This is a genomic window from Bradyrhizobium sp. AZCC 2262 (genome assembly GCF_036924535.1).
Taxonomy (GTDB): Bacteria; Pseudomonadota; Alphaproteobacteria; order Rhizobiales; family Xanthobacteraceae; genus Bradyrhizobium.
Map to the genome: position 1 here is coordinate 5,194,972 of NZ_JAZHRT010000001.1, position 20,257 is coordinate 5,215,228.

A 20,257-nucleotide genomic window follows, 5' to 3' on the forward strand; every position below is an offset into this window, starting at 1 on the left:
TTGAGAGGCTTATCAGGCAAGGTAGCGATCGTTACCGGCGGCGGCCAGGGCATCGGGCGCGCCATCACCCTTCGGCTCGCGGAAGAAGGCTGCAAGGTCGCAATTTTCGACATCAATCCCGACGCCGGACATGAGACGGCGAAACTGGCGCCGAAGTCGGCGATCACGACCTACACCGTCGACGTCGGCGACCGCGCTTCGGTGGATCGCGCGGTCGCGCAGGTCGAGGCCGAACTCGGCTCGATCTGGGTGCTCGTCAACAACGCCGGCTGGGACCGGCCGATGCCGTTCCTGAAGACCGATAAGGATCTCTGGGACAAGATCATCCGCATCAACCTCTATGGTCCGCTCAACACGCACCACGCCATTGCACCGCTGATGGTCGAACACGGCGGCGGCCGCATCATCAATATCGCATCCGATGCCGCCCGTGTCGGCACCAGCGACGAAGCGGTTTACTCCGCCTGCAAGGGCGGGCTGATCTCCTTCACCAAATCGATCGCCCGCGAACTCGCGCGCAAGAACGTGCTGCTGAACGCGGTGTGTCCGGGTCCCACCAACACGCCGATGATGGCGGCGGTGCTCGGCGAAGGTGAACAGGCGGTAAAATGGAAGGACGCGATGGTTCGCGGCATTCCATTGAAGCGAATGGGCGAGCCCGATGACTACGCCGGGATTATTGCCCTGCTTGCATCGGAAGACGGGAAATTCATCACCGGACAGGCCATCTCGGTCTCCGGCGGCATGAACATGATCTAGCAGATATGAGGTAACGACGATGTTCGACCCCAGCAAATTCACCGACGTCATCTACGAAGTCCGCGATCGCGCCGCCTGGATCATCATCAACCGGCCCAAGGTATACAACGCCTTTCGCGGGCAGACGCTCGAAGAACTGATTCAGGCGTTCCAGATTGCCGCGAACGACCGCAACGTTTCCAGCATCGTGCTGACCGGCGCCGGCGACAAGGCGTTCTGCACCGGCGGCGATCAGTCCGCGCATGAAGGACAATATGACGGCCGTGGCGTCGTTGGACTGCCGATCGACGAGCTGCAGGGCCTGATCCGCGACGTTCCCAAACCCGTCATCGCGCGCGTCAATGGCTTTGCGATCGGCGGCGGCAATGTGCTGGCGACGCTGTGCGACCTGACGATTGCCGCCGACACCGCGCAATTCGGGCAGGTCGGACCGAAAGTCGGCTCCGTCGACGCGGGCTGGGGCACGGCCTTGCTGGCCCGCCATGTCGGCGACAAGAAAGCGCGCGAAATCTGGTTCATCAACGACCGCTACACCGCCGAACAGGCGCGTGAAATGGGCCTCGTCAACAAGGTGGTTCCAGCCGCCGAACTCGATGCCGCGGTCAAGGACTGGACCGACAAGCTCGCGCAGCGGTCACCGACCGCGATCGCGCTGGCAAAGCGCTCCTTCAACGCCGACACCGACAACATTCGCGGCATCAGCAACCTTGCCCTTCACGCCGTGAAGATGTTCTACGATACCGCCGAATCCAAGGAAGGCGTCGCGGCCTTCAACGAGAAGCGCGCTCCGGACTTCCACAAGTTCACTTAGCCATTCGGCAATGAACGCGTCGCTTCCCTTGCGTAGGCTGATGCCCTTCCCGGGCATTGGCTGAACGCGCGCCACAAAGGAAAACATCGTGCCGGCACGTAAGGTCATCATTTCCTGCGCAATCACGGGCTCGATCCACACTCCCTCGATGTCGCCTCACCTTCCGGTGACCGCAGCGGAGATCGCCGAGTCCGCCCTCGGGGCTGCCGAGGCGGGCGCCGCCATCGTGCATCTTCATGCCCGCAATCCGAAAGATGGCCGGCCGGACCAGTCGCCGGAAGCCTTCGAGCCGTTTCTGCGGGTTATCAAGCAGCGATCCGACGTGGTCGTGAATCTGACGACCGGCGGCTCCCCCTATATGACCGTCGAGGAGCGCATCAAGCCCGCGGCGGTCTGGAAGCCGGAGGTCGCCAGCCTGAACATGGGGTCGATGAATTTCGGCCTGTTCCCCATGCTCAAGCGATACAAGCAGTTCAAATATGACTGGGAGCCCGCGATGCTGGAAGGCTCCCACGACCTGGTCTTCCGTAACTCCTTCAAGGACATCCGCTACGCGCTGGAAACGCTCAACAGCACCGGCGCGCGCTATGAGTTCGAGTGCTACGATACCAGCCACCTCTACAATCTGCATTATTTCTGGACCGAAGGATTGGTAAAGGCCCCGTTGTTTATCCAGACCGTGTTCGGTCTGCTGGGCGGTATCGGCGCGCATCAGGAAGACGTCATGCATATGAAACGCACCGCCGATCGGCTGTTCGGCGACAATTATCGCTGGTCGGTGCTGGGCGCCGGCCGCGCGCAAATGCCGGTCGCGGCGATCGCAGCGGCGATCGGCGGCAATGTGCGGGTGGGGCTGGAAGACAGCCTCTGGATCGGCGCCGGCCAACTCGCGGCGTCAAATGCCGACCAGGTGACGCAGGTTCGGAAGATCATCGAAGGACTCGGACTGGATGTCGCGACAGCGGACGAGGCACGCGAAATCCTTGAGCTCAAGGGCGGCGACAAGGTCGCGTTCTGACCGCTCATTGGTCGGAATGATCGGCGCCAACAGCAATAAACGGGAGGCCACGATGCTACCCCATCGCAGGGTTTACGACGAAGAACACAGCCAGTTCAGGGAGACCGTGCGACGCTTCGCGGCAGCAAAGATCGCGCCGGATTTCGCACGTTGGGAAGAAGCCGGCATCATCGACAGGTCACTGTGGGGCGCCGGCGGCGTGGCCGGCCTGCTCTGCCCGCAGGTCCCCGAAGAATTCGGCGGCGCCGGCGGTGACTTCCGGCACAATGCGGTGATCATCGAGGAACTGAGCTATTCCGGCTTCGCCGGCCCTGCCACCGACTTCTCCGTACACAACGACGTCTGCTGCGGTTACCTGCTCAGTTACGGCACCCCGGAGCAAAAGAAGAAATGGCTGCCGCGCATGGTATCGGGCGAAACCGTCTGCGCCATCGCGATGACCGAACCCGGCACCGGCAGCGATTTGCAAGGCATCCGCACCCGCGCCGTTCGCGAAGGCGACGAGTACGTGATAACGGGCCAAAAGACTTTCATTTCCAACGGGCAGATGTGCGATCTCGTGATCGTCGTAGTCCGGACCACGCCGGACGGCGGCTCGCGCGGCATGAGTCTGGTTCTGGTCGAGACCGACCGGGCCGGTTTCCGCCACGGCCGGAACCTGGAAAAGCTCGGACACCTCTCCTCCGATACATCCGAACTGTTCTTCGATGGCGTGCGCGTGCCCGCCAGCAATCTGCTGGGTGCGGAAGGCGGCGCGATGGGCGCCTTGATGAGCGAACTGCCGCAGGAACGCCTGACCATCGCGCTGCATTCGATCGCCGCCGCGCAGAAGGCCTTTGATCTTGCCAAGGACTATGTCCAGCAACGCAACGCCTTTGGATCGCCGATCGGCAATTTCCAGAACACCAGGTTCAAGCTGGCCGACCTGAAATCCGATCTCGCGGTGGGCTGGGCCTATGCCGACCAGTGCCTTCACGACCATATCAATCACGAACTGACGACCTACGCGGCGTCGACGGCAAAGCTCTGGATCACCGAAATGCATGGCCGGCTTGTCGACCAATGCCTGCAATTCTTCGGCGGCTACGGCTTCATGCGCGAGTATGAGATTTGCCGTCTCTACGCCGATGCACGCGTGCTGCGGATTTACGGTGGCACATCGGAAATCATGCGTGAGCTGATTTCACGCAATCTCTGAATTCCCGAGACTTCAATAGCTTTTCGGCAGATCGAGCACCTTCTCGGCGATGAAGCTGAGGATCAACTGTTCGGTAATCGGCGCCAGCCGCGTGATCGAGACTTCGCGGAACAGGCGCTCGACATGATACTCCTTGGCATATCCAAATCCACCATGGGTCATGATCGCCTGCCAGGCCGCGTCGTGGCCCGCACGCGCGCCGAGAAATTTCGCGGCGTTGGCTTCGGCACCACAGGGCCTGTCGTGATCGTAGAGCCAGGCGGCGCGCACCGCCATCTGCCAGGCCGACTCCAGATACATCCAGTTTTCCGCGAGTGGATGCTGGATGCCCTGGTTTTGGCCGATCGGCCGATCGAACACCACGCGCTCACGCGCGTAGTTCGCCGCGCGGCGTAGCGCGTCCTGACCGATCCCGATCGCTTCGACCGCAATCAGGATGCGCTCGGGATTGAGGCTATGCAGGATATATGAAAAGCCCTTGCCCTCCTCGCCGATCCGGTCGGCTTCCGGAATGAACAGGCCGTCGATGAAGATGGCATTGGAATCGACCGACTTGCGGCCCATTTTCGGAATGCGATGGACATCGATCTTCGACCGGTCGAGGTCGGTGTAGAAAATCGTGATGCCGTCGGTCGGACGCTTGCAATCCTCGTATTTGGTGGTCCGGGTCAGCAGCATGATCTTGTTGGCGACCTGCGCGGTCGAGGTCCAGACCTTCTGACCATGCACGAGGTAGCCGCCGGGGACCTTCTGCGCAAAAGTCTTGATCCGGGTCGTGTTCAGCCCCGCATCCGGTTCGGTGAAACCGAAGCAGCATTGATCTTCGCCCGCGACCAGCCGCGGGACCCAGCGCGACTTCTGCTCCGGCGTGCCCTTCACGACGATCGGGTGCGGGCCGAACAGATTGATGTGCACCGCCGAGGTCGCGGACATTCCGCCGCCATGGCTTGCGACTTCATGCATCATGATCGCGGCTTCGGTCACGCCGAGGCCGGAGCCGCCATACTCCTCTGGCATGGTGATGCCGAGCCAGCCGGCGTCGGCCATCGCGCGATGAAACTCGAACGGGAACTTGCCGTCCTCGTCGCGCGCCAGCCAGTAATCGTCGCCGAAGCGCGCGACGACGCTGCGCACGCCCTCGCGAATAGCCGCCTGATCGTCTCCCGGCTCGAACTCGTTGGCCAATGCACTCATGTGACGTCCTCCCCGGCTGAGGCGAGCGCGCGTTTCGCCGCGATCAGATGCGGCATGTCGTACATCTTGCCGTCGATGCCAAGTGTTCCCGCATCGGGCTGGGCCGCGAACGCCGCCACCACGCGGCGCGCATGCGCCAGGTCGGCCTCCGACGGCGTGAAGCATTCGTTGATGGTCGCGACCTGAGCGGGGTGAATGGCGATCTTGCCGACAAAACCGTCGCGACGCGCGATCCGGCAGCTTTGCGCCAGCCCGTCCTGGTCCTTGAAATCCGCATAGAGCGTATCCAGCGCCATGGCGCCCGCAGCCCCCGCCGCGAACAGGCATTGCGCCCGGGCCACCTGATAGGGAAACGTCCAGCTTCCGTCGGCTTCCTTGTTGGACAAGGCGCCGAGCGCTGCGCCCAGATCCTCCGCCCCCCAGGTCATGGCAACGAGGCGGCGGTTTGGCGTCGCATAGCTGGCAAAGCCGATCATGGCGGCCGGCGTCTCGGTCGCGACCACCAGCAGCTTGACGTGACCCGGCGTAACGCCCGTAGCGACCTCGAGCACGTCGACGTAATTCGAAATCAGTTCGATGTCCGCGATGCCGTTGACCTTCGGGATCAGGATGCCGTCGAGGCCGGGCCGGACGACCGCCGCGAGATCGCCGAGCGTCAGTCCGCTGCCCAATGGGTTGATGCGCACCAGGAACGCCCAGTCGCGCGGCGGGCCGCCCAACAGCTCCTTCACCATATCGCGTGCGAGCGCTTTACGTGGCGGCGCCACGGAATCCTCGAGATCGAGAATCAGCGCGTCGGCCCCGATACCGGATGCCTTTGCGAATTTGTGCTCGCTGTCGGCGGGCACAAACAACAGGGAGCGCAATCTCATGCGGGACGCCTCATCATCAACCCGGTGCGGCGGCAATAGGCGACTTCCTCATTGTGCTGATTGAAGCCGCGATGCTCGAACGTGACGATGCCCTGGGTCGGGCGTGACTTGCTCTCGCGCACGGCCAGAATTTTCGTCTCGGCCCGGAGCGTATCACCGGCGAAGACCGGGCGTGGAAATTTGGTGTCCTCCATCCCGAGATTTCCGACCGTCGTTCCCAGGGTGGTATCCTGCACCGACAGGCCGATGATCAGGCCGAGGGTGAAGATCGAATTCATCAGCGGTTTGCCGAATTCGGTCGATTTGGCGTATTCGTGATCGATGTGCACAGCCGCTGGATTATAGGTCAGCGCCGAGAACAGAATGTTGTCCATGTCGGTGACCGTCCGCCTGATCTCGTGAACGAAGGTTTGCCCGACAGAAAACTGCTCGAAATAGAGTCCCGCCATCTCGTGTCCTCGCCTTTGAAGCCCGACGATGCCGCTTCACCCGTTGCGGCGGCCATCCGGCCTGCATGGTTTCTTGTTTTATCTCGCCCCATATTTAGCGAAAGAAAAGTTCGTACACAAGCGTACGAACTGCATACCGGACTTGACGGCGGCCCTGCCCGGATCGCCGGAAGCTCGGCTGTTATGGCGCCTTCTTCAAGGCCTCCGGAAGCCTGGAACGATGAAACCCCTCGAAGGGCGTGCTGCGATTGTGCGGTTCAAGCTTCCAGGTGGTGCGCGCGTTCGGCGTTCCGCCATCGACCCGGATGCAGGAGCCCGTGACGTAGGCGGCAGCCGGCGACAACAAGTAAACGATCGCCGCCGAGATTTCGGCCTCGGTGCCGAACCGCTGCAGCGGCACGCCGGCCGTGAAATCATGCAGCTTCTTCTGCATTTCCGGCGTGTAGGTATCGAACCCGCTCGACACGATACCGCCCGGCGCAACCGCATTGACGCGGACCCCGGAAGCGGACCATTCGCACGCCGCGGTTTCGGTGAGCGTCAGCATTCCGCCGCGCGCTGCACCCGAATGGGCGAACTCGGGCCAGCCATGCCAGATATCGGCAATGATGTTGACGATCGCTCCGCCATTGGCCTCCATCCAGTGGTTGTAGACCTCGCGCATGAAAATGAATCCGCCGGTCAAATTGCTGCGGACCACCGCCTCAAAGCCCTTGGTCGAAATAGTTTTCATCGGCGCGCGATATTGACCGCCGGCATTGTTCACCAGCCCATCGATGCGGCCATAGGCGCCGAGCACGGCGTCGATCGCGGCGATCACCATGGACTCGTCCCGGATATCGCAAACCTGGGTCAGGACCTTTCCGCCGTCCTGCTCGATCTCCTCCCTCACCTCCGCCAGCTTTTCGGCGGTGCGGCCGAGGATCGCGACATTGGCGCCGAGCGCCACCAGTTCGTGTGCCGTGCAACGGCCGATCCCGCTGCCGCCACCGGTGATAATGACCGTCCTGCCCTTGAACAGATCCGGCCTGAAGACCGATTGATACGGCATCATGTTCTCCGCAGTGAGGTATCGCCGGCCCACCGCCGCGCGGCCAAAAATTAGTACACTATATTATGATATGGTGTATTCTGTTTCGCAAGCGCTTTGCGACACGGAACAACAACGGGCCTGCTGTGGTCATCCACACCGCCCCATGACATCCTGTCGTCCCGGCGACCAATGATGCCCTTGGGAACGCACGACATGGACAAATTCACGACCATCACCATCGAACAGCGCGACGCCATTGAAATCATCTCCCTCAATCGGCCGGATGCCCGCAATGCCGTAAACCCGACCATGGCCGACGAGTTGATCGCGTATTTTTCCGGACTCCATGACAGCCCGAGTACGCGGATTGTCATTCTCAGGGGCAATGGAAAGGAGTTTTGCGCCGGGGCGGAACTCGGTTCGGACGCATTCATCGCGCCAGGGGCGGGGCGACCACAGCGGCAGCTCTTCATGCAGCAGCGCTATTCGCGGATCATCCGCCTGATGCGAAGCTGCCCGCAGCCGATTGTTGCGTTGGTGCACGGTGCCGCCTGTGGTGCCGGATTTTCGCTGCTGCTGGCCTCCGATGTTCGCTTTGCCACACCGGCGGCGCGGATGAACGCCGCTTATATCCGCGTCGGCGTCGGCGGCTGCGACATGGGATCCGGCTATCTGTTGCCCCGACTGATCGGTCTCTCCGTGGCATCGGAACTGCTGTTGACAGGACGGTTTCTTGGTGCGGATCGAGCCAAGACCGTGGGACTCGTCAGTGACGTCGTCGACGACGACAAATTGCTGGAGACCGGCCTTGCCTTCGCCGCCGAAATGGCGCGCGCCTCGCCGATGGGGTTGCGCATGACCAAGCAAACGCTGAATGCGCTGATCGACGCTCCCGGGATCGATGCCGCGCTGATGATCGAGGACCGTCAGCAGGTGATGCTGCTCGAAACCAGCGACCATCACGAAGCGGTCGCGGCATTTCGAGAGAAGCGGGACCCTACCTACAAGGATCAATAGAGCTATCGTCCCGCAAATGTCGGTTTGCGCTTCTCCCTGAAGGCTTTTACCCCCTCCTGGGCATCCGCCGTTCGCGAGATCGCCGCTAGCGTTTGCGCCTCGTCTTCCAGCTGGCTTTCGATGGAATGATTGAGCGTCTGCAGGAACAGGCGCTTGATCCCGCCATAGGCTTCGGTGGGGCCCGAAGCAAGTTCGCGCGCGATCTTCCCGGCCTCGGTGACAACCGCATCGTCGTTCACGACATAGTCGACCAGCCCGGCCGCCAGCGCGGCGTCGGCATCCATCGTTTCCGCGAGCAGGAAAAACCGCCTGGCGCGGGCGACCCCGATGCGCCGTGTCACCGTCGTCGTCGAGCCGCTGTCCGGCGTGAACCCGATCTTCGCAAATGCCGAGGAAATGCGCGCCGATTTGCCGATCACCACCAGATCGCCCGCGGCCATCAACGAAACGCTGCCACCCGCGACGTTACCTTGCACGGCAATGACGACCGGTGCGCGCATGCGGACCATCCGCACCATGGCCGCATGCAGGTCCGCCGTCCACGATTTGATCGTCACGGGCAATGCGGCGCCACGCGACGCAAGCGCCGCTAGGTCGCCACCGACACTGAACAATCTTCCGCGCGCGGAAATCAGCACCGAGCGTACATCATCACGCTCGCTCAGCTCCGCCATGCAAAGGCCGAACTCGCGGCAGAAGTCGCCGTCGATCGGGTTGCCGCGGTCGGGCTGATTGAGAACGACATGCGCGAGGCCACCTTCGATCGTGCACTCGAAGCTCGTCGTTGCGATTGCCAGCCCCATTGCGTTTCTCCCAAATGTTCGGACCCTGTTGCAATGCATTTGAAGAGGCGAGGATCTATCGCCTCGCCCGATTTCTACCACCGAAGTGATGTCAGGCCGACCGGCCTTCCTTTTCCTTGCGCGTGGAAGCCTGAATGGCCTCCCGCGCCCGCTGCCAGTCATCCGGCGATAGCTTCGAAAGCCCCGCGAACGTGCTCGGCGCCGCCAAATGATGCCCACCATCGATGCTGATGGTGTCGCCGGTGATGTAACTGCATCCATCCGACATCAGGAAGATCATCAGATTGCGCAGCTCGTCCATCTTCCCGAACCGGCGCAGCGGTACTTCATCCGCCTGCGTCGCGCCCACGCCGGTCTCCGCCAGAGGATTGAGCTTGTCCCAGGCATTTTCGGTCGGAAACGGACCAGGCGCCACGGCGTTGACGCGAATGCCTTTGGGTCCCCATTCGACCGCGAGCGACATCGTCATCGCATGCACTGCTGCCTTGGCCATCGCGGCCGGCACCACGTAGGCCGATCCGGTCCAGACCCAGGTGACCAGATTGCTGATGATCACCCCTGGAAGCCCCGCGGCGATCCAGCGTTTCCCGCATCCCTGCGCCGCATAGAACGAGCCGTCCATGACGGTCGAGCGGATCGCCTCGTAGCCACGCGGCGATAACGTCTCGGTCGGCGCAAGGAAATTGGCGCCGGCATTGTTCACCAGACCGGTGAGAGGTCCCGTGGCCCAGATCTCCGCCATCATCTTCTCGATGCTGTCGGGATCGCGAACGTTGGCGACCAGCGCCTCGGCCTGCCCGCCCGAGCGCGCACGAATTTCACCTGCCGCCTGCTCGAGAATTTCCGGCCGGCGGCCGCAAATGAAGACGTGCGCACCGTGGGCCGCGAATCCGAGGGAAATCTCCTTGCCGAGCCCCGTGCCACCGCCGGTCACGAGGATGCGTTTTCCCTTGAGCAGGTCGCGGCTGAACATGAGAGGCAAATCCTGCTGTTGGAAGTGTTGCGTCACAGCCCGATCCCAGGCCGCCCAGGTCAAATTGATACACTACTGTACTTCATTTGTAAATCACCCCGGTCTGGCTCCGAAGGGACGTCCGGGCGAACAATCCCGCTCAATTCCACATAAATAAAGCCAATTTCTGGGGATATACGCACGCGAGGATCGCCGCGGCCCGGTTCGCTACAGGTGCGTTCCTTTTAAAATACGCTTGTGTATGATATCAGTTGAATCGCCGGAATCGACACGCATCGGTATCAGGCGTCTGACGAGGAAAAAACGACATGGTCGACCGGCCCGACTGGGATCTCCGACTAGGCTATCTCATCCACGACGTTTCCCGGCTGCGCCGGATGATGTTCGACCGCGCCCTCGCCCCGCTCGGCATAACAAGGTCGCAATGGTGGGTGCTTGCTTTCATTTCGCGCAAAGACGGACTTCCGCAAACCCAGCTCGCCAATGAACTCGACGTCGGCAAGGTTGGCGTGGGAGCGCTGATCGACCGTCTGGAGTCTTCCGGCTTCGTGCTTCGGCAAGCGGACCCGGTCGACCGCCGCGTCAAGCGCGTCTTTGTCACCAAGCAGGCCCGTGGTTTCCTGGAAAAGCTCCGCAAGGAGACCGACAAGTTCAATGCCCAGCTCACCCACGGGATTGACCGGAAGGCATTGGAAGCGGCGTCGGATGCATTGCTGGCGATGAAGCACAATCTGCTGGCGATGTCCGATGGCAACACGCTTCCGGGCGAGAGCGAAGAAGAGGTCGGCAAGAAGAGCAAGCCGCGGAAGAGCAGGAAAGCGGCGTAGCCGCCCGCCCGTTTATTTGCCGAACTGACCGCATCGATCCTTGGATGCGATGCGGGTCAGACCGAATTGTTCGGCGCGGGCGGCGAAATTCGCTTGCGTTCGCGCGTCGTTGAACGCGACGTCATCGTTCTCGACCGCGGCAGCGCCGTATTCGCAGCTTAAGCGCCGTTCATTTCTTTTCGATCTTTGCGGTCGCGACGATCTCGGCCCAGCGCCTGGTATCCGCTTCCCGAAAGGCCGCGAGTTCCTGTGGCGTCGACGGAAATGGCGCCGCGCCGATCGTCGCCAGATATTTTTTCGTCTCGGCGCTGTTGACGAAGCCGGTGACCAGGCTGTTGAGCCTGGCGATGATTTCGGGTGACGTCTTTGTCCGGACGAAGACCCCAACCCAGGCTGTCAATTCGTAACCGGACAATCCGCTTTCCGCGACGGTCGGAAGATCCGGCATGGCCTCAAGCCGCTTCGCACTCGTCACGGCCAGCGCCCGCAGCTTGCCGTCCTGGACCAGGCCCTGCGCGCTCGCGGGGTCGGCGAAGACGCAATCGATCTGCCCGCCCATCACGTCAGTCAAAGCCTGCGGCATGCCGCGATACGGCACGTGCTGCATCTCGATGCCCAGACGGTATCTGAACAGCTCGGCCGCCCCCCTGCTCGACGTGTTGCCGCTGCCAAAGGACAAGGGTTTCTCGCGCTTCTTCGCCAGCGCGACGAATTCGGTAACGCTCGTGGCCGGAAAGTCCGCCCTCACCGTCAGCATCATCGGTATCGTCATGATGCCCGCGACCGGTGCGAAGTCCGCTTTGGGATCGTAAGGCAGCGAATTAAACAGGCTGATGTTCGCCGCCTGCGTCGAATTCGTCGTCACAAATGCCGTATAGCCGTCAGATTCCGCTTTCAGGACGGCGAGCGCCGCAAGATTGCCGTCCGCGCCCGGCTTGTTCTCGACCACGACAGTGGCGTTGGTCGCAGCCCGAATGCTTTCCGCCAGATGCCGCGTCACGCTGTCGGTCGCGCTGCCCGGCGGGAAAGGCACGATCAGCGTGATACGCTGCGAAGGATAGGGTTCCGCAGACGCCGCCGGGAAGAAAGCGGCCAGGAGAAGCAGGACGGCGGCGACACCCCACGTAAAATTGGCCCTCAATCCGATCTCTCCCTCTATTGGCTCTTGCTCTATTGGCCTTGGGCGGCATCGCCTTCCCGGACCGACCTCGACATAATGGCCTTGATAATGGTCTTGCCGGATATCGTACACATACGTACTATCTTAATGCAAGAGGATCGATTGGCCGGTCAATTCGCCGCTTTCGAGCACCGCACCCCCTCCTCCCAAACTGGAACACTTGGCTCATGAAGAACAATCGCAACCGTCAGGTCATTCTCAAATCCCGGCCGGCCGATATTCCTCAGGCCGACAACTTCGAAATCATCGAGTCCGACGTTCCCGATCTGCGCGACGGACAAGTCCTCGTGCACAATCTTTATCTTTCGGTCGAACCCGCCATGCGCGGCTGGGTCAGCAATGTCGCCAATTATTCCGAGCCGGTGCGCATCGGCGAAGTGATGCGCTCATTCGCCGCCGGCGAGGTGTTGCAGTCGGCACATCCCGACTTCAAGCCGGGCGACGAAGTGATGGGCATGTTCGGGTGGCAGGAGTTCGCCGTCGTCGGACCGGCCGCCGTCACGCGAAAGATCAGGGAAGACGGCCTGCCGCTTTCGCTCTCGCTCGGCGTCACCGGCCTCAACGGTATCACCGCCTATTTCGGGCTGCTGGACATCGGCCAGCCGCGCCCCGGCGATACCGTGGTGGTGTCGACCGCGGCCGGCGCGGTGGGATCGGCGGTCGGTCAGATCGCGAAACTCTCAGGTTGCCGGACGGTCGGGATTGCCGGCGGGCCGGCGAAGGTCACCCAGTGCCGCGAGCTGTTCGGCTACGACGTGGCGATCGATTACAAGAGCGACAATCTGGAGTCGGCGCTCGCCGCGGCCTGTCCCAAGGGTGTCGATCTCTATTTCGACAACACCGGTGGCGCTATCAGCGACACCGTCCTTCGCCATCTCGCCGTCGGTGCTCGCGTGGTGATTTGCGGAACCGCCTCGGTCTCGAGCTGGAATCCCTGGCCCAACGGTCCGCGCGCCGAGCGTCATTTGCTGGTCAAGCGGGCACGCATGCAGGGTTTCGTCATCTTCGACTACGCGCCCCGGTTCGAAGAGGCCGTTGCTCGCCTGGCCCAGTGGATTCGCGATGGACGGTTGCGCTATTCCGAAGACATACTGAACGGCATCGAACACGCGCCGGGCGCTATCGCGGGTCTTTATCGCGGCGAGAATACCGGCAAGCGGCTGATCCGGATTCGCTGAGCGATGGCAGCCTGCGCAAGCCAGAAGCTCGCGTTGGGATTCAACGCCAACGTTTCATCCAGACCTCTTCGCGTTCTCGGGGGCAAGCGCGGGTGCGGCCGCTCTGCAGAACAAAATGGGTCCGAAGAACCGGCCTCGCCATTAAATAGGATTTTAGTAATGCGGCGGCTGCGGGCGGACATGGCTTGCGGCAAGCTCATGACGTCCGCGTCGTCGGCGCACGGACGCGAACCTTGCTGCCATCAGCGAGATCGACGGCGGGGTTGAGAACCACCTGATCACCCGCCTTCACGCCGCTGTTGATCTCTACCTCCTGCCCGAGATCGCGTACGACCGACACCTTGTGCAGATGCACCACACCGTTCTCGACCACGGCGACCTGCAACCCGCCTGCATTGAAGATGACGGCGTCGGCGGATACGCTGAAGCTCGGCGTCTTGCGCGGAATGTGCAGTTCGATCGTGCAATAGATTCCCGGTGCCAGCACGCCATCGTGGTTCGGGATGTCGATTTCAGTCAGCAGGGTACGGGAACCCGGCTGCAGCGCATCAGCGATCCGGGTCACCTTGCCGGGAAAGGTACGATCGGGAATCTCGGGCACGTGCACCACGGCGTCGATTCCCGGCTTCAGGCCGAACGCCTCGTCCTGCGGGACAAAGACCTGGGTTCGGATCACATTGCCCTGCATGATCGTGAACATGAAGGTGCCGCTGGTCGAATCGGCCTGCACGAGGCTGCCGATGTCGATGTTGCGCTGGGTGATGACACCGTCGAACGGAGCCACCACGCGCTGATAGAGTTTTTGCTGGTGCAACACCTGCAACTGCGCCTCTTCGGCCACCACATTGGCCTGCGCGACCGAAACCGCTGCTTCCTGCGCCTTCAGGGTCTGGACGTCGGTCGTACCTTGCTGGGCGGTCAGCCAGCCCTCCTTCACCAGCGGCCCGTCGCGATCCCACGTGACCTTGGCAAGCTCGCGGTTCGCCTGAGCCTGTTGCAGCGCCGCCTTGAGCTGACCGAGCGTCGCCTCCGCCTGTGCGATCTGATGATCCAGTTCCGGCGCCACGATTTCGGCCAGCAACTGTCCGGCTTTCACGCGGTCGCCGATATCGACCTCGCGCTTGTCGATGTAGCCGCTGGCCCGCAAAAATATTGGCGGCCGAGAACGCCGATGTGGTCGCCGGCAGAGTGACAATTTCGGTACCGGCGCTAGGCCACACGGCCGCGACTCTTACCTGCGGAACCAGGTCGCGGCTCTGCTCTGCGGTGGCCACCACCTGACGATGCTGCTCATAGTGCCTCCATGCCCCGGAAGCCAGCGCCGCTCCCAACGCGACGGCGACCCCGAAGAGCGAGATCCGGCCGAACCTTCGCCTCTGGCCAACGCGAGGCGGTCCGGATTCCTTCGCCGTCTCCTGCGAATTTTCCGGCTCAATGTTCAAAGGCGGATTGAAATTCATTCCAACACCTCGTCGAATACGCCGTGATCCTGCTTGCCGTCGTTGCCCTTGCGCAGCCTGGCGAAGAGATAGGGCACCACCAGCAGCGTGGTCGGCGTTGCGAACAGCAGCCCGCCGATGACCGCCCGTGCGAGTGCTGCGTTCTGTTCCGCTCCCGGGGCCCCGATCGCCATCGGGACCATGCCGACGATCATCGCGGCAGCCGTCATCAGGACCGGACGGATCCGGGTGTGCCCGGCCTCGATGGCGGCCTGGAAAGCCGTCTTGCCTGCGAGCTGCTGTTCGCGGGCAAAGGTCACCAGCAGAATTGAATTCGCCGACGCGACACCAACCGCCATGATCGCTCCCATGAGCGAAGGCACATTCAGCGTGGTGCCGGTGATAAACAGCATGGTGAGAATGCCGCACAGCGTCGCCGGCAGGGCCAGGATGACGACGAACGGGTCCCCGAAATTCTGGTAGTTCACAACCATCAGCAAGTAGACGAACACCGCGGCAAACAGCAATCCGATGCCAAGATTGATGAACGCGCTGTTCATGCTCTGGATCTGGCCGATCACCTGGATGGTATTTCCAGGTTTGAGCTGCTTCTGCAGATCCGTCACGATGCCGGCGATCTGGCGGGCGACACTGCCGAGATCTCGATCCTGCACGCTCGCATAGACCTCATAGACCGGCTGGATATTGGCCTGGTTGGTTGGTCGGCACGCTGCCGCGCCGGAATGTCGCGACGTTGCTGAGCAGCCCCGGCACCGGCACGTCAGTCAGGGATGTGGATATCCCGGTTGAGACCGGTGTGTTGCGGAGATCGTTGAGCGAACTGATCTTGTTCTCGGGCGTCTGCACCGCGAAATAATACGGAATTCCCGATTTGGGATCGGTCCAGAAATTGGGGATCACCTGCTCCGACGAGCTCAGGCTGACATTGACGTTGGTGGCGATAGTGTCCGCGTTGAGTCCTAGCTGGGCGGCACGCGCACGATCGATATCGGCATAGAACGCCGGTGCATCGACTTCCTGCTGCAGATGCGCATCCGCGATTCCCGGTATCGCTGCTATCCGCTGGCGCAGCTCTTTGGCAACGCGCAAATCGTTGTCCTTGTCGTAGCCGACCGTGCGGACGTCGATTTGCGCCGGCAGGCCGAAATTGAGGATTTGGGTGACGATGTCGGCCGCCTGAAAATAGAATGTGCTTTCGGGAAATGCGGCAGGCAATACTTCTCTCAGCTTGCGCACATATTCGCTTGTCGGCCGGTGGCCCTCTTTCAGCGATACCAGGATGACGCCGTCATTGACACCGATGGTTGAGCCGTCGGCGAACGCCAGGTTGTAGGCCCGCGCCGGCAATCCGATATTGTCCACGATCAGCTCGCGCTCGTTCTCGGGAATGATTTCGCGGATCTTGTTTTCCACCTGTTGAAAAATCTTCTCCGTGGCCTCGATCCTCGTTCCCGCCGGCGCGCGGACATGAAGCTGAATCTGCCCGCCGTCGATCGCAGGAAAGAAGTCGCGGCCGACGAACGGAAATGTCACGACGCCGAGTGCCAGCAGCAACAGCATGAACAATGGAATGACAAAGCGGTGCTCAATCAGTCCGGCAAGCGAGCGTGAATAGCCGCGCCGCATCGTCTCGAAGCGACGCTCGAAAGCGGCATGAAAGCGCGCGAAAATGCCGTTCGCAGCGCCCGAGGCCGCGCCGTGTTTCTCGCCCTTGAGCAGCAATCCGATGACGATGGGCGTCAGGGTTCGCGACAGGCCGTAGGACGCCAACATCGCGAACACCACCGCAAGTCCGAGCGGAGTGAACAGAAATTTCGCCGGTCCGTCGAGGAACACCACCGATGTGAAGACGCAGCTGATGGCGAGGGTCGACACCAATGTCGGAATTGCGATGCCGGCGGCGCCATGCAGCGTCGCCTGCGGCAGCGGCATTCCTTCCTCGGTGAGGAGGCGATGGGTGTTTTCGATCGTGACGGTGGAATCGTCCACCAGAATTCCGACCGCCAGCGCCAACCCGCCAAGCGTCATCGTGTTCAAGGTCTCGCCGAGAAAGTACAGCACGACCAGCGACGTGAGGATCGACAGCGGGATCGAGATCATGACCACCAAGGTCGAACGCCACGATCCCAGGAACAGCAATATCATCAATGCCGTGAGAGCCGCCGCGATCGACCCCTCGCGCAGGACGCCTGCCACGGACTGCTTGACGAAGACCGATTGATCGAACAGCTCGTTGATCTGCATACCCGGAGGCGCCGCGGCGCGTGCAGTCTTGAGCGCCTCGTGAACAGCGTTGACAACGCTCAGCGTCGAGGCGTTTCCGTTCTTGATGATACTGAGCAGCACGGAGCGGCGGCCGTTCTGCCGCACCACGTTCTGCTGCACCAGCCAGCCATCGTGAACCTGGCCCACGTCCTTCACGAAGATGGTCGCACCATTGACAACCTTGACCGGAATGTTGTTGAGGTCGTCGATCGAGGCTGGCGTGGCGTTGGTGCGGACAGCGTATTGCGTGTGGCCAAACTTGGCCGTTCCCGCGGGCAGCGTCAGGTTTTGCGCATTGACGGCGTTCACCACGTCAAGCGGCGTAAGTCCCTTGGCGAGGAGCTTTGACGGATCCAGATCGACCATGATCTGGCGATACTTTCCGCCGGCCGGCGTCGGCAGCGTGATGCCGGGGATCGGCGCCAGTTGCTGGCGGATCCGGTAGATGCCGTAGTCGTAGAGCTGCTGTTCGCTGAGGGTGTCGGAGCTCAGGCTGATCTGGAGCACGGGCACACTGGATGCATTGAACTGCACCACCAGCGGAGCCTGGATGCCGGGCGGCAACAGCGCACGGATCGCATTGGTTCCTGCGACGATCTGAGAGATCGCGAGGTCGAGATTGACGTCCGGCTGGAAGTAAATCTTCTGCACCGAAAGGCCGGCCATCGTCTGCGCCTCGATGTTCCTGATGCCGCTGACATTGGAACTGATGGCGTACTGGCTGTAGGTGGTGACGCGCTGTTCCATCTCCTCCGTGCTGAGTCCGGTGTAGCTCCAGACCACCGTCACCACGGGGATGTTGATTTCCGGAAAGATATCCGTCGGCATCTTGATGGATGCGACGACGCCCAGGAACAGCACCAGGGCAGCGACCACATAAAACGTATGCGGAAATCTCAGGGCGAAACGAACGATGCCCATTGGTTCAAATCCTGGTATACGGGCTTGCGCGAATGAATTTCGGGTTCGGCTATTTCAACTGCGCGTGCGTTGCTCCCGGCCCGGCCCCTGCGCTTCACCCAAAACACTTTCTCAAGTTGCTCTCACGGGGAGAACCGAGATGCACTCAACATGACGGCCCAATCGATCGCCCTCAATTAAAAACCAGTTTATGATTCCGAACGCGCGAGAACCTGCAGAGTCTGGCGCTTGAGCAGGTGAAGTGGCTCTCGTTCAATCAACGGCGCGTGACGCGCCGCGCGTGCAAGCTCACGACTGCTTGAAAGGAAAAAAGCGATGCACGGTTCACTAGTCCGCGTTCAGAGGAGTACCGAAAACAAAAAAGCGGGCCGGCGGATATCCCGCCAACCCGACCTCGGCATTCGGTTCAGGAGGAAAAGCTCCGGACAAGCCTCGCTCTTCGGCAAGCCATGTGGGTTTTCGCTGCGTCGTACTAAGGGGCTCCAACGCGAAGCGACATTTTGCATCTCAAACCAACTCGCATGAGCGCGATAGGCGTCTGAGATTAGAGACGCCATCCTCTCGATGCACCGAATGACAGCGTCACTTGCACTGGCAATGAAATGGTGGCGAACGAAATAGCGATATCTCTCCCTAACAGGCAGCGGACTGCGCCATTTCCAAATGCAGTAACGAAAAACGCGATTTGACGAGCAATATCAACTGGCTGGCGGCGCAGTACTGATCGCACCTGTCTCTCCGCGCGAATTCCCTGCAAACAGGGAATTTTACAGCGAAATCGGCGATTCAGAGGGTGTGGGATAGGATTTCAAGCCAAAGAAACCGCTGTGTGGCAGCCACTTCTCCAACAATTCCCTAGGCAAATTAGCAGGGAAAACATTTCGAGTAATAGGGAATTTTGCGAGCCGTAACTGGGAATTTCGTCCGTAGCGTCGCCTCCCCGTCACGGAAAGGAGCGCGCCTGCGGCCCTGGCCGACTGATGCGTCACCGCCACGTCATCTGTTCATCTAAGACGCGGTCACTAAGGCGATCCGAGCCCACATTGCCGACTTCGGCATCGTCGCGCCGGTGGAAGGACCGAACATTCCCCGACTACCATTCTTTTGGGGTTGGGTCGTCGCGCTGCTTTCCACCCTAAGCTCTCTTGCCATCCTGTTTTCCAATCACGCAGCGCCATGCCGCAAGGCGCTCGGCGGGATGCTGCTTCATCCACTCCGCGAGCTGCGGCGCGCCCATCAGGCAGGACTGCATCGAGATGTCAGTGAAGTCCGAGGTGGTGACCGTCGGCTCGTGGCAATTCGCCGGAGAGGAGAGACTGCAGAGCACGGCGATGATCTTGATCACGACAGGAGAGCTCCGTCGCTACGATGGGCGTTGGCGCCGCTGACCGTATGACTTACCGGTGCCTTGTTCTGCTTCTCGCTGACTGGATCAGCCGGCGGGAAGATGCCGTCGTATATCGCGCGGGCCTCTCGAATTAGGCCGGTTCGCTCGCGCTCAGACCTTGGGACAAATCGAATAACTTCGCCCATATTCGCTCCAAACATTTGTTAGAGAAGAAGTCCGCAGCTAGGGAATAATTCCGCGATAAGATGATGATAACAATCCCATCTAGATTTAGGAGGTCAGCCCCAACTTTGAACCTCTTCAGGCGGTAACGAAGGGATAAAAACCTCGTGACTGGGCTGCGCGCCGGATATCTCAACCTTCACCACGCATTTCCCCCACGCGGGTTGGGCTGCGAGGCTCCCACATCAGGTCATGGACGCCATTCGCCTTCAGCGTTAGCAGCCGATCGCGCGGATGCTTTGGCCGCATCAACATGCGAAGCTTTCTCAGCTCGCCGCTCGTAGTCGTCGGCAAGGGCCTTAAGCTGACCCGCAATCGCTCGGTCAGTCATGGTTTGGGCAGCGCGGAGCAAGGTCCGTGCTGTCTCTAGATATTCCTTGCCTCGTTGGGAGATCTGGACCGTCATAAAGCCCTCGCGCGGTTCTCGGGCAACTGGTCGAAGGCGAACTGGAGCCAGCCCACCCAATTGCGATCGCCTTCCCTGCGAGTTCTGAAGCGATCGACGCACTTCTTGGAACAAAGCTGGGTTTGCCACGAGTAGTGCCGAACGAGACCAAATTTGCCATCACAAACCGCGCATCGTGCGGCTCTGCCAGATCTAGAACTTTTGGAGCAGTTAAGCATTGTGGTCTCCTTTGGTATTATCGTCGCTGTTCGTCGATCATCCTTTTTTCAGCGTCGCACTTCATCAGCCTGTTCGTCTTTCCGATGCGTGCAGCCTAAGACGAT

17 protein-coding genes and 1 pseudogene are annotated in these 20,257 nt (G+C 61.2%); 7 read left to right on the top strand and 11 right to left on the bottom strand.

Translation table 11 applies throughout. The annotated features are described in order from the left end of the window. From V1283_RS24530 to V1283_RS24545, 4 genes are all read left to right on the top strand, one after another. Window positions 1–759, top strand: a complete 759-nt coding sequence (locus tag V1283_RS24530; protein WP_334389068.1) for a glucose 1-dehydrogenase — start codon at window positions 1–3, stop codon at window positions 757–759. A 19-nt stretch (window positions 760–778) separates the two neighbouring features. After that, window positions 779–1,570, top strand: coding sequence for an enoyl-CoA hydratase-related protein (locus V1283_RS24535; protein WP_334389069.1), 792 nt, complete (start codon window positions 779–781; stop codon window positions 1,568–1,570). An 88-nt stretch (window positions 1,571–1,658) separates the two neighbouring features. After that, window positions 1,659–2,588 carry a 3-keto-5-aminohexanoate cleavage protein gene (locus tag V1283_RS24540; RefSeq protein WP_334389070.1) on the top strand — a complete coding sequence of 310 codons (930 nt, stop codon included), beginning with the start codon at window positions 1,659–1,661 and terminating at the stop codon, window positions 2,586–2,588. Window positions 2,589–2,640: 52 nt separating this feature from the next. Further along, a complete protein-coding gene (locus V1283_RS24545; RefSeq protein ID WP_334389071.1) occupies window positions 2,641–3,786 on the top strand; it encodes an acyl-CoA dehydrogenase family protein in 1,146 nt (381 codons plus the stop codon). Between the two features lie 12 nt (window positions 3,787–3,798). On the opposite strand, the gene V1283_RS24550 is transcribed toward V1283_RS24545, so the two are convergent. The 4 genes from V1283_RS24550 to V1283_RS24565 all read right to left on the bottom strand — a co-directional run bounded on the left by V1283_RS24550 (window position 3,799) and on the right by V1283_RS24565 (window position 7,352). Continuing rightward, a complete protein-coding gene (locus V1283_RS24550) occupies window positions 3,799–4,980 on the bottom strand; it encodes an acyl-CoA dehydrogenase family protein (RefSeq protein WP_334389072.1) in 1,182 nt (393 codons plus the stop codon). After that, a complete protein-coding gene (locus tag V1283_RS24555; RefSeq protein ID WP_334389073.1) occupies window positions 4,977–5,852 on the bottom strand; it encodes an HpcH/HpaI aldolase/citrate lyase family protein in 876 nt (291 codons plus the stop codon). The genes V1283_RS24550 and V1283_RS24555 overlap by 4 nt, the downstream gene beginning before the upstream one ends. Beyond that, window positions 5,849–6,331, bottom strand: a complete 483-nt coding sequence (locus tag V1283_RS24560) for a MaoC family dehydratase (RefSeq protein ID WP_334393160.1) — start codon at window positions 6,329–6,331, stop codon at window positions 5,849–5,851. Before V1283_RS24560 ends, V1283_RS24555 begins: the two co-directional genes overlap by 4 nt. A gap of 151 nt (window positions 6,332–6,482) precedes the next feature. Beyond that, the gene (locus V1283_RS24565; RefSeq protein ID WP_334389074.1) at window positions 6,483–7,352 is read right to left on the bottom strand and encodes an SDR family oxidoreductase; all 870 of its coding nucleotides are present in this window, start codon (window positions 7,350–7,352) and stop codon (window positions 6,483–6,485) included. Window positions 7,353–7,547: 195 nt separating this feature from the next. On the opposite strand from V1283_RS24565, the gene V1283_RS24570 reads away from it, so the two are divergent. Then, window positions 7,548–8,351, top strand: coding sequence for an enoyl-CoA hydratase/isomerase family protein (locus V1283_RS24570; protein ID WP_334389075.1), 804 nt, complete (start codon window positions 7,548–7,550; stop codon window positions 8,349–8,351). 2 nt (window positions 8,352–8,353) lie between these two features. On the opposite strand, the gene V1283_RS24575 is transcribed toward V1283_RS24570, so the two are convergent. Continuing rightward, window positions 8,354–9,154 carry an enoyl-CoA hydratase/isomerase family protein gene (locus V1283_RS24575; RefSeq protein ID WP_334389077.1) on the bottom strand — a complete coding sequence of 267 codons (801 nt, stop codon included), beginning with the start codon at window positions 9,152–9,154 and terminating at the stop codon, window positions 8,354–8,356. A 91-nt stretch (window positions 9,155–9,245) separates the two neighbouring features. Next, on the bottom strand, window positions 9,246–10,127 hold the full coding sequence (locus tag V1283_RS24580) for an SDR family oxidoreductase (RefSeq protein WP_334389078.1): 882 nt from the start codon (window positions 10,125–10,127) through the stop codon (window positions 9,246–9,248). Between the two features lie 308 nt (window positions 10,128–10,435). Between V1283_RS24580 and V1283_RS24585 the strand changes: the two genes are divergently transcribed. Next, window positions 10,436–10,954 (top strand): MarR family winged helix-turn-helix transcriptional regulator, encoded by a 519-nt coding sequence (locus V1283_RS24585; protein WP_334389079.1) that lies wholly within the window; start codon window positions 10,436–10,438, stop codon window positions 10,952–10,954. A 169-nt stretch (window positions 10,955–11,123) separates the two neighbouring features. Here the strand turns inward: V1283_RS24585 and V1283_RS24590 are convergent, their stop codons facing one another. Continuing rightward, complete coding sequence (locus V1283_RS24590; protein WP_334389080.1) at window positions 11,124–12,095, bottom strand: Bug family tripartite tricarboxylate transporter substrate binding protein; 972 nt, start codon at window positions 12,093–12,095, stop codon at window positions 11,124–11,126. Window positions 12,096–12,301: 206 nt separating this feature from the next. Here V1283_RS24590 and V1283_RS24595 point away from each other — a divergent pair, with 206 nt between their 5' ends. Continuing rightward, window positions 12,302–13,312, top strand: a complete 1,011-nt coding sequence (locus V1283_RS24595; protein ID WP_334389081.1) for an NADP-dependent oxidoreductase — start codon at window positions 12,302–12,304, stop codon at window positions 13,310–13,312. Between the two features lie 196 nt (window positions 13,313–13,508). On the opposite strand, the gene V1283_RS24600 is transcribed toward V1283_RS24595, so the two are convergent. The 4 genes and pseudogenes from V1283_RS24600 to V1283_RS24615 all read right to left on the bottom strand — a co-directional run bounded on the left by V1283_RS24600 (window position 13,509) and on the right by V1283_RS24615 (window position 19,491). Continuing rightward, window positions 13,509–14,459 (bottom strand): efflux RND transporter periplasmic adaptor subunit, encoded by a 951-nt coding sequence (locus V1283_RS24600; protein ID WP_334389082.1) that lies wholly within the window; start codon window positions 14,457–14,459, stop codon window positions 13,509–13,511. A gap of 309 nt (window positions 14,460–14,768) precedes the next feature. Continuing rightward, window positions 14,769–17,958 (bottom strand): annotated as a pseudogene (locus V1283_RS24605) (efflux RND transporter permease subunit). 1,135 nt (window positions 17,959–19,093) lie between these two features. Then, window positions 19,094–19,303 carry a hypothetical protein gene (locus V1283_RS24610; protein WP_334389083.1) on the bottom strand — a complete coding sequence of 70 codons (210 nt, stop codon included), beginning with the start codon at window positions 19,301–19,303 and terminating at the stop codon, window positions 19,094–19,096. Then, a complete protein-coding gene (locus V1283_RS24615; protein WP_334389084.1) occupies window positions 19,300–19,491 on the bottom strand; it encodes a hypothetical protein in 192 nt (63 codons plus the stop codon). Before V1283_RS24615 ends, V1283_RS24610 begins: the two co-directional genes overlap by 4 nt. Window positions 19,492–20,257: the final 766 nt, after the last annotated feature.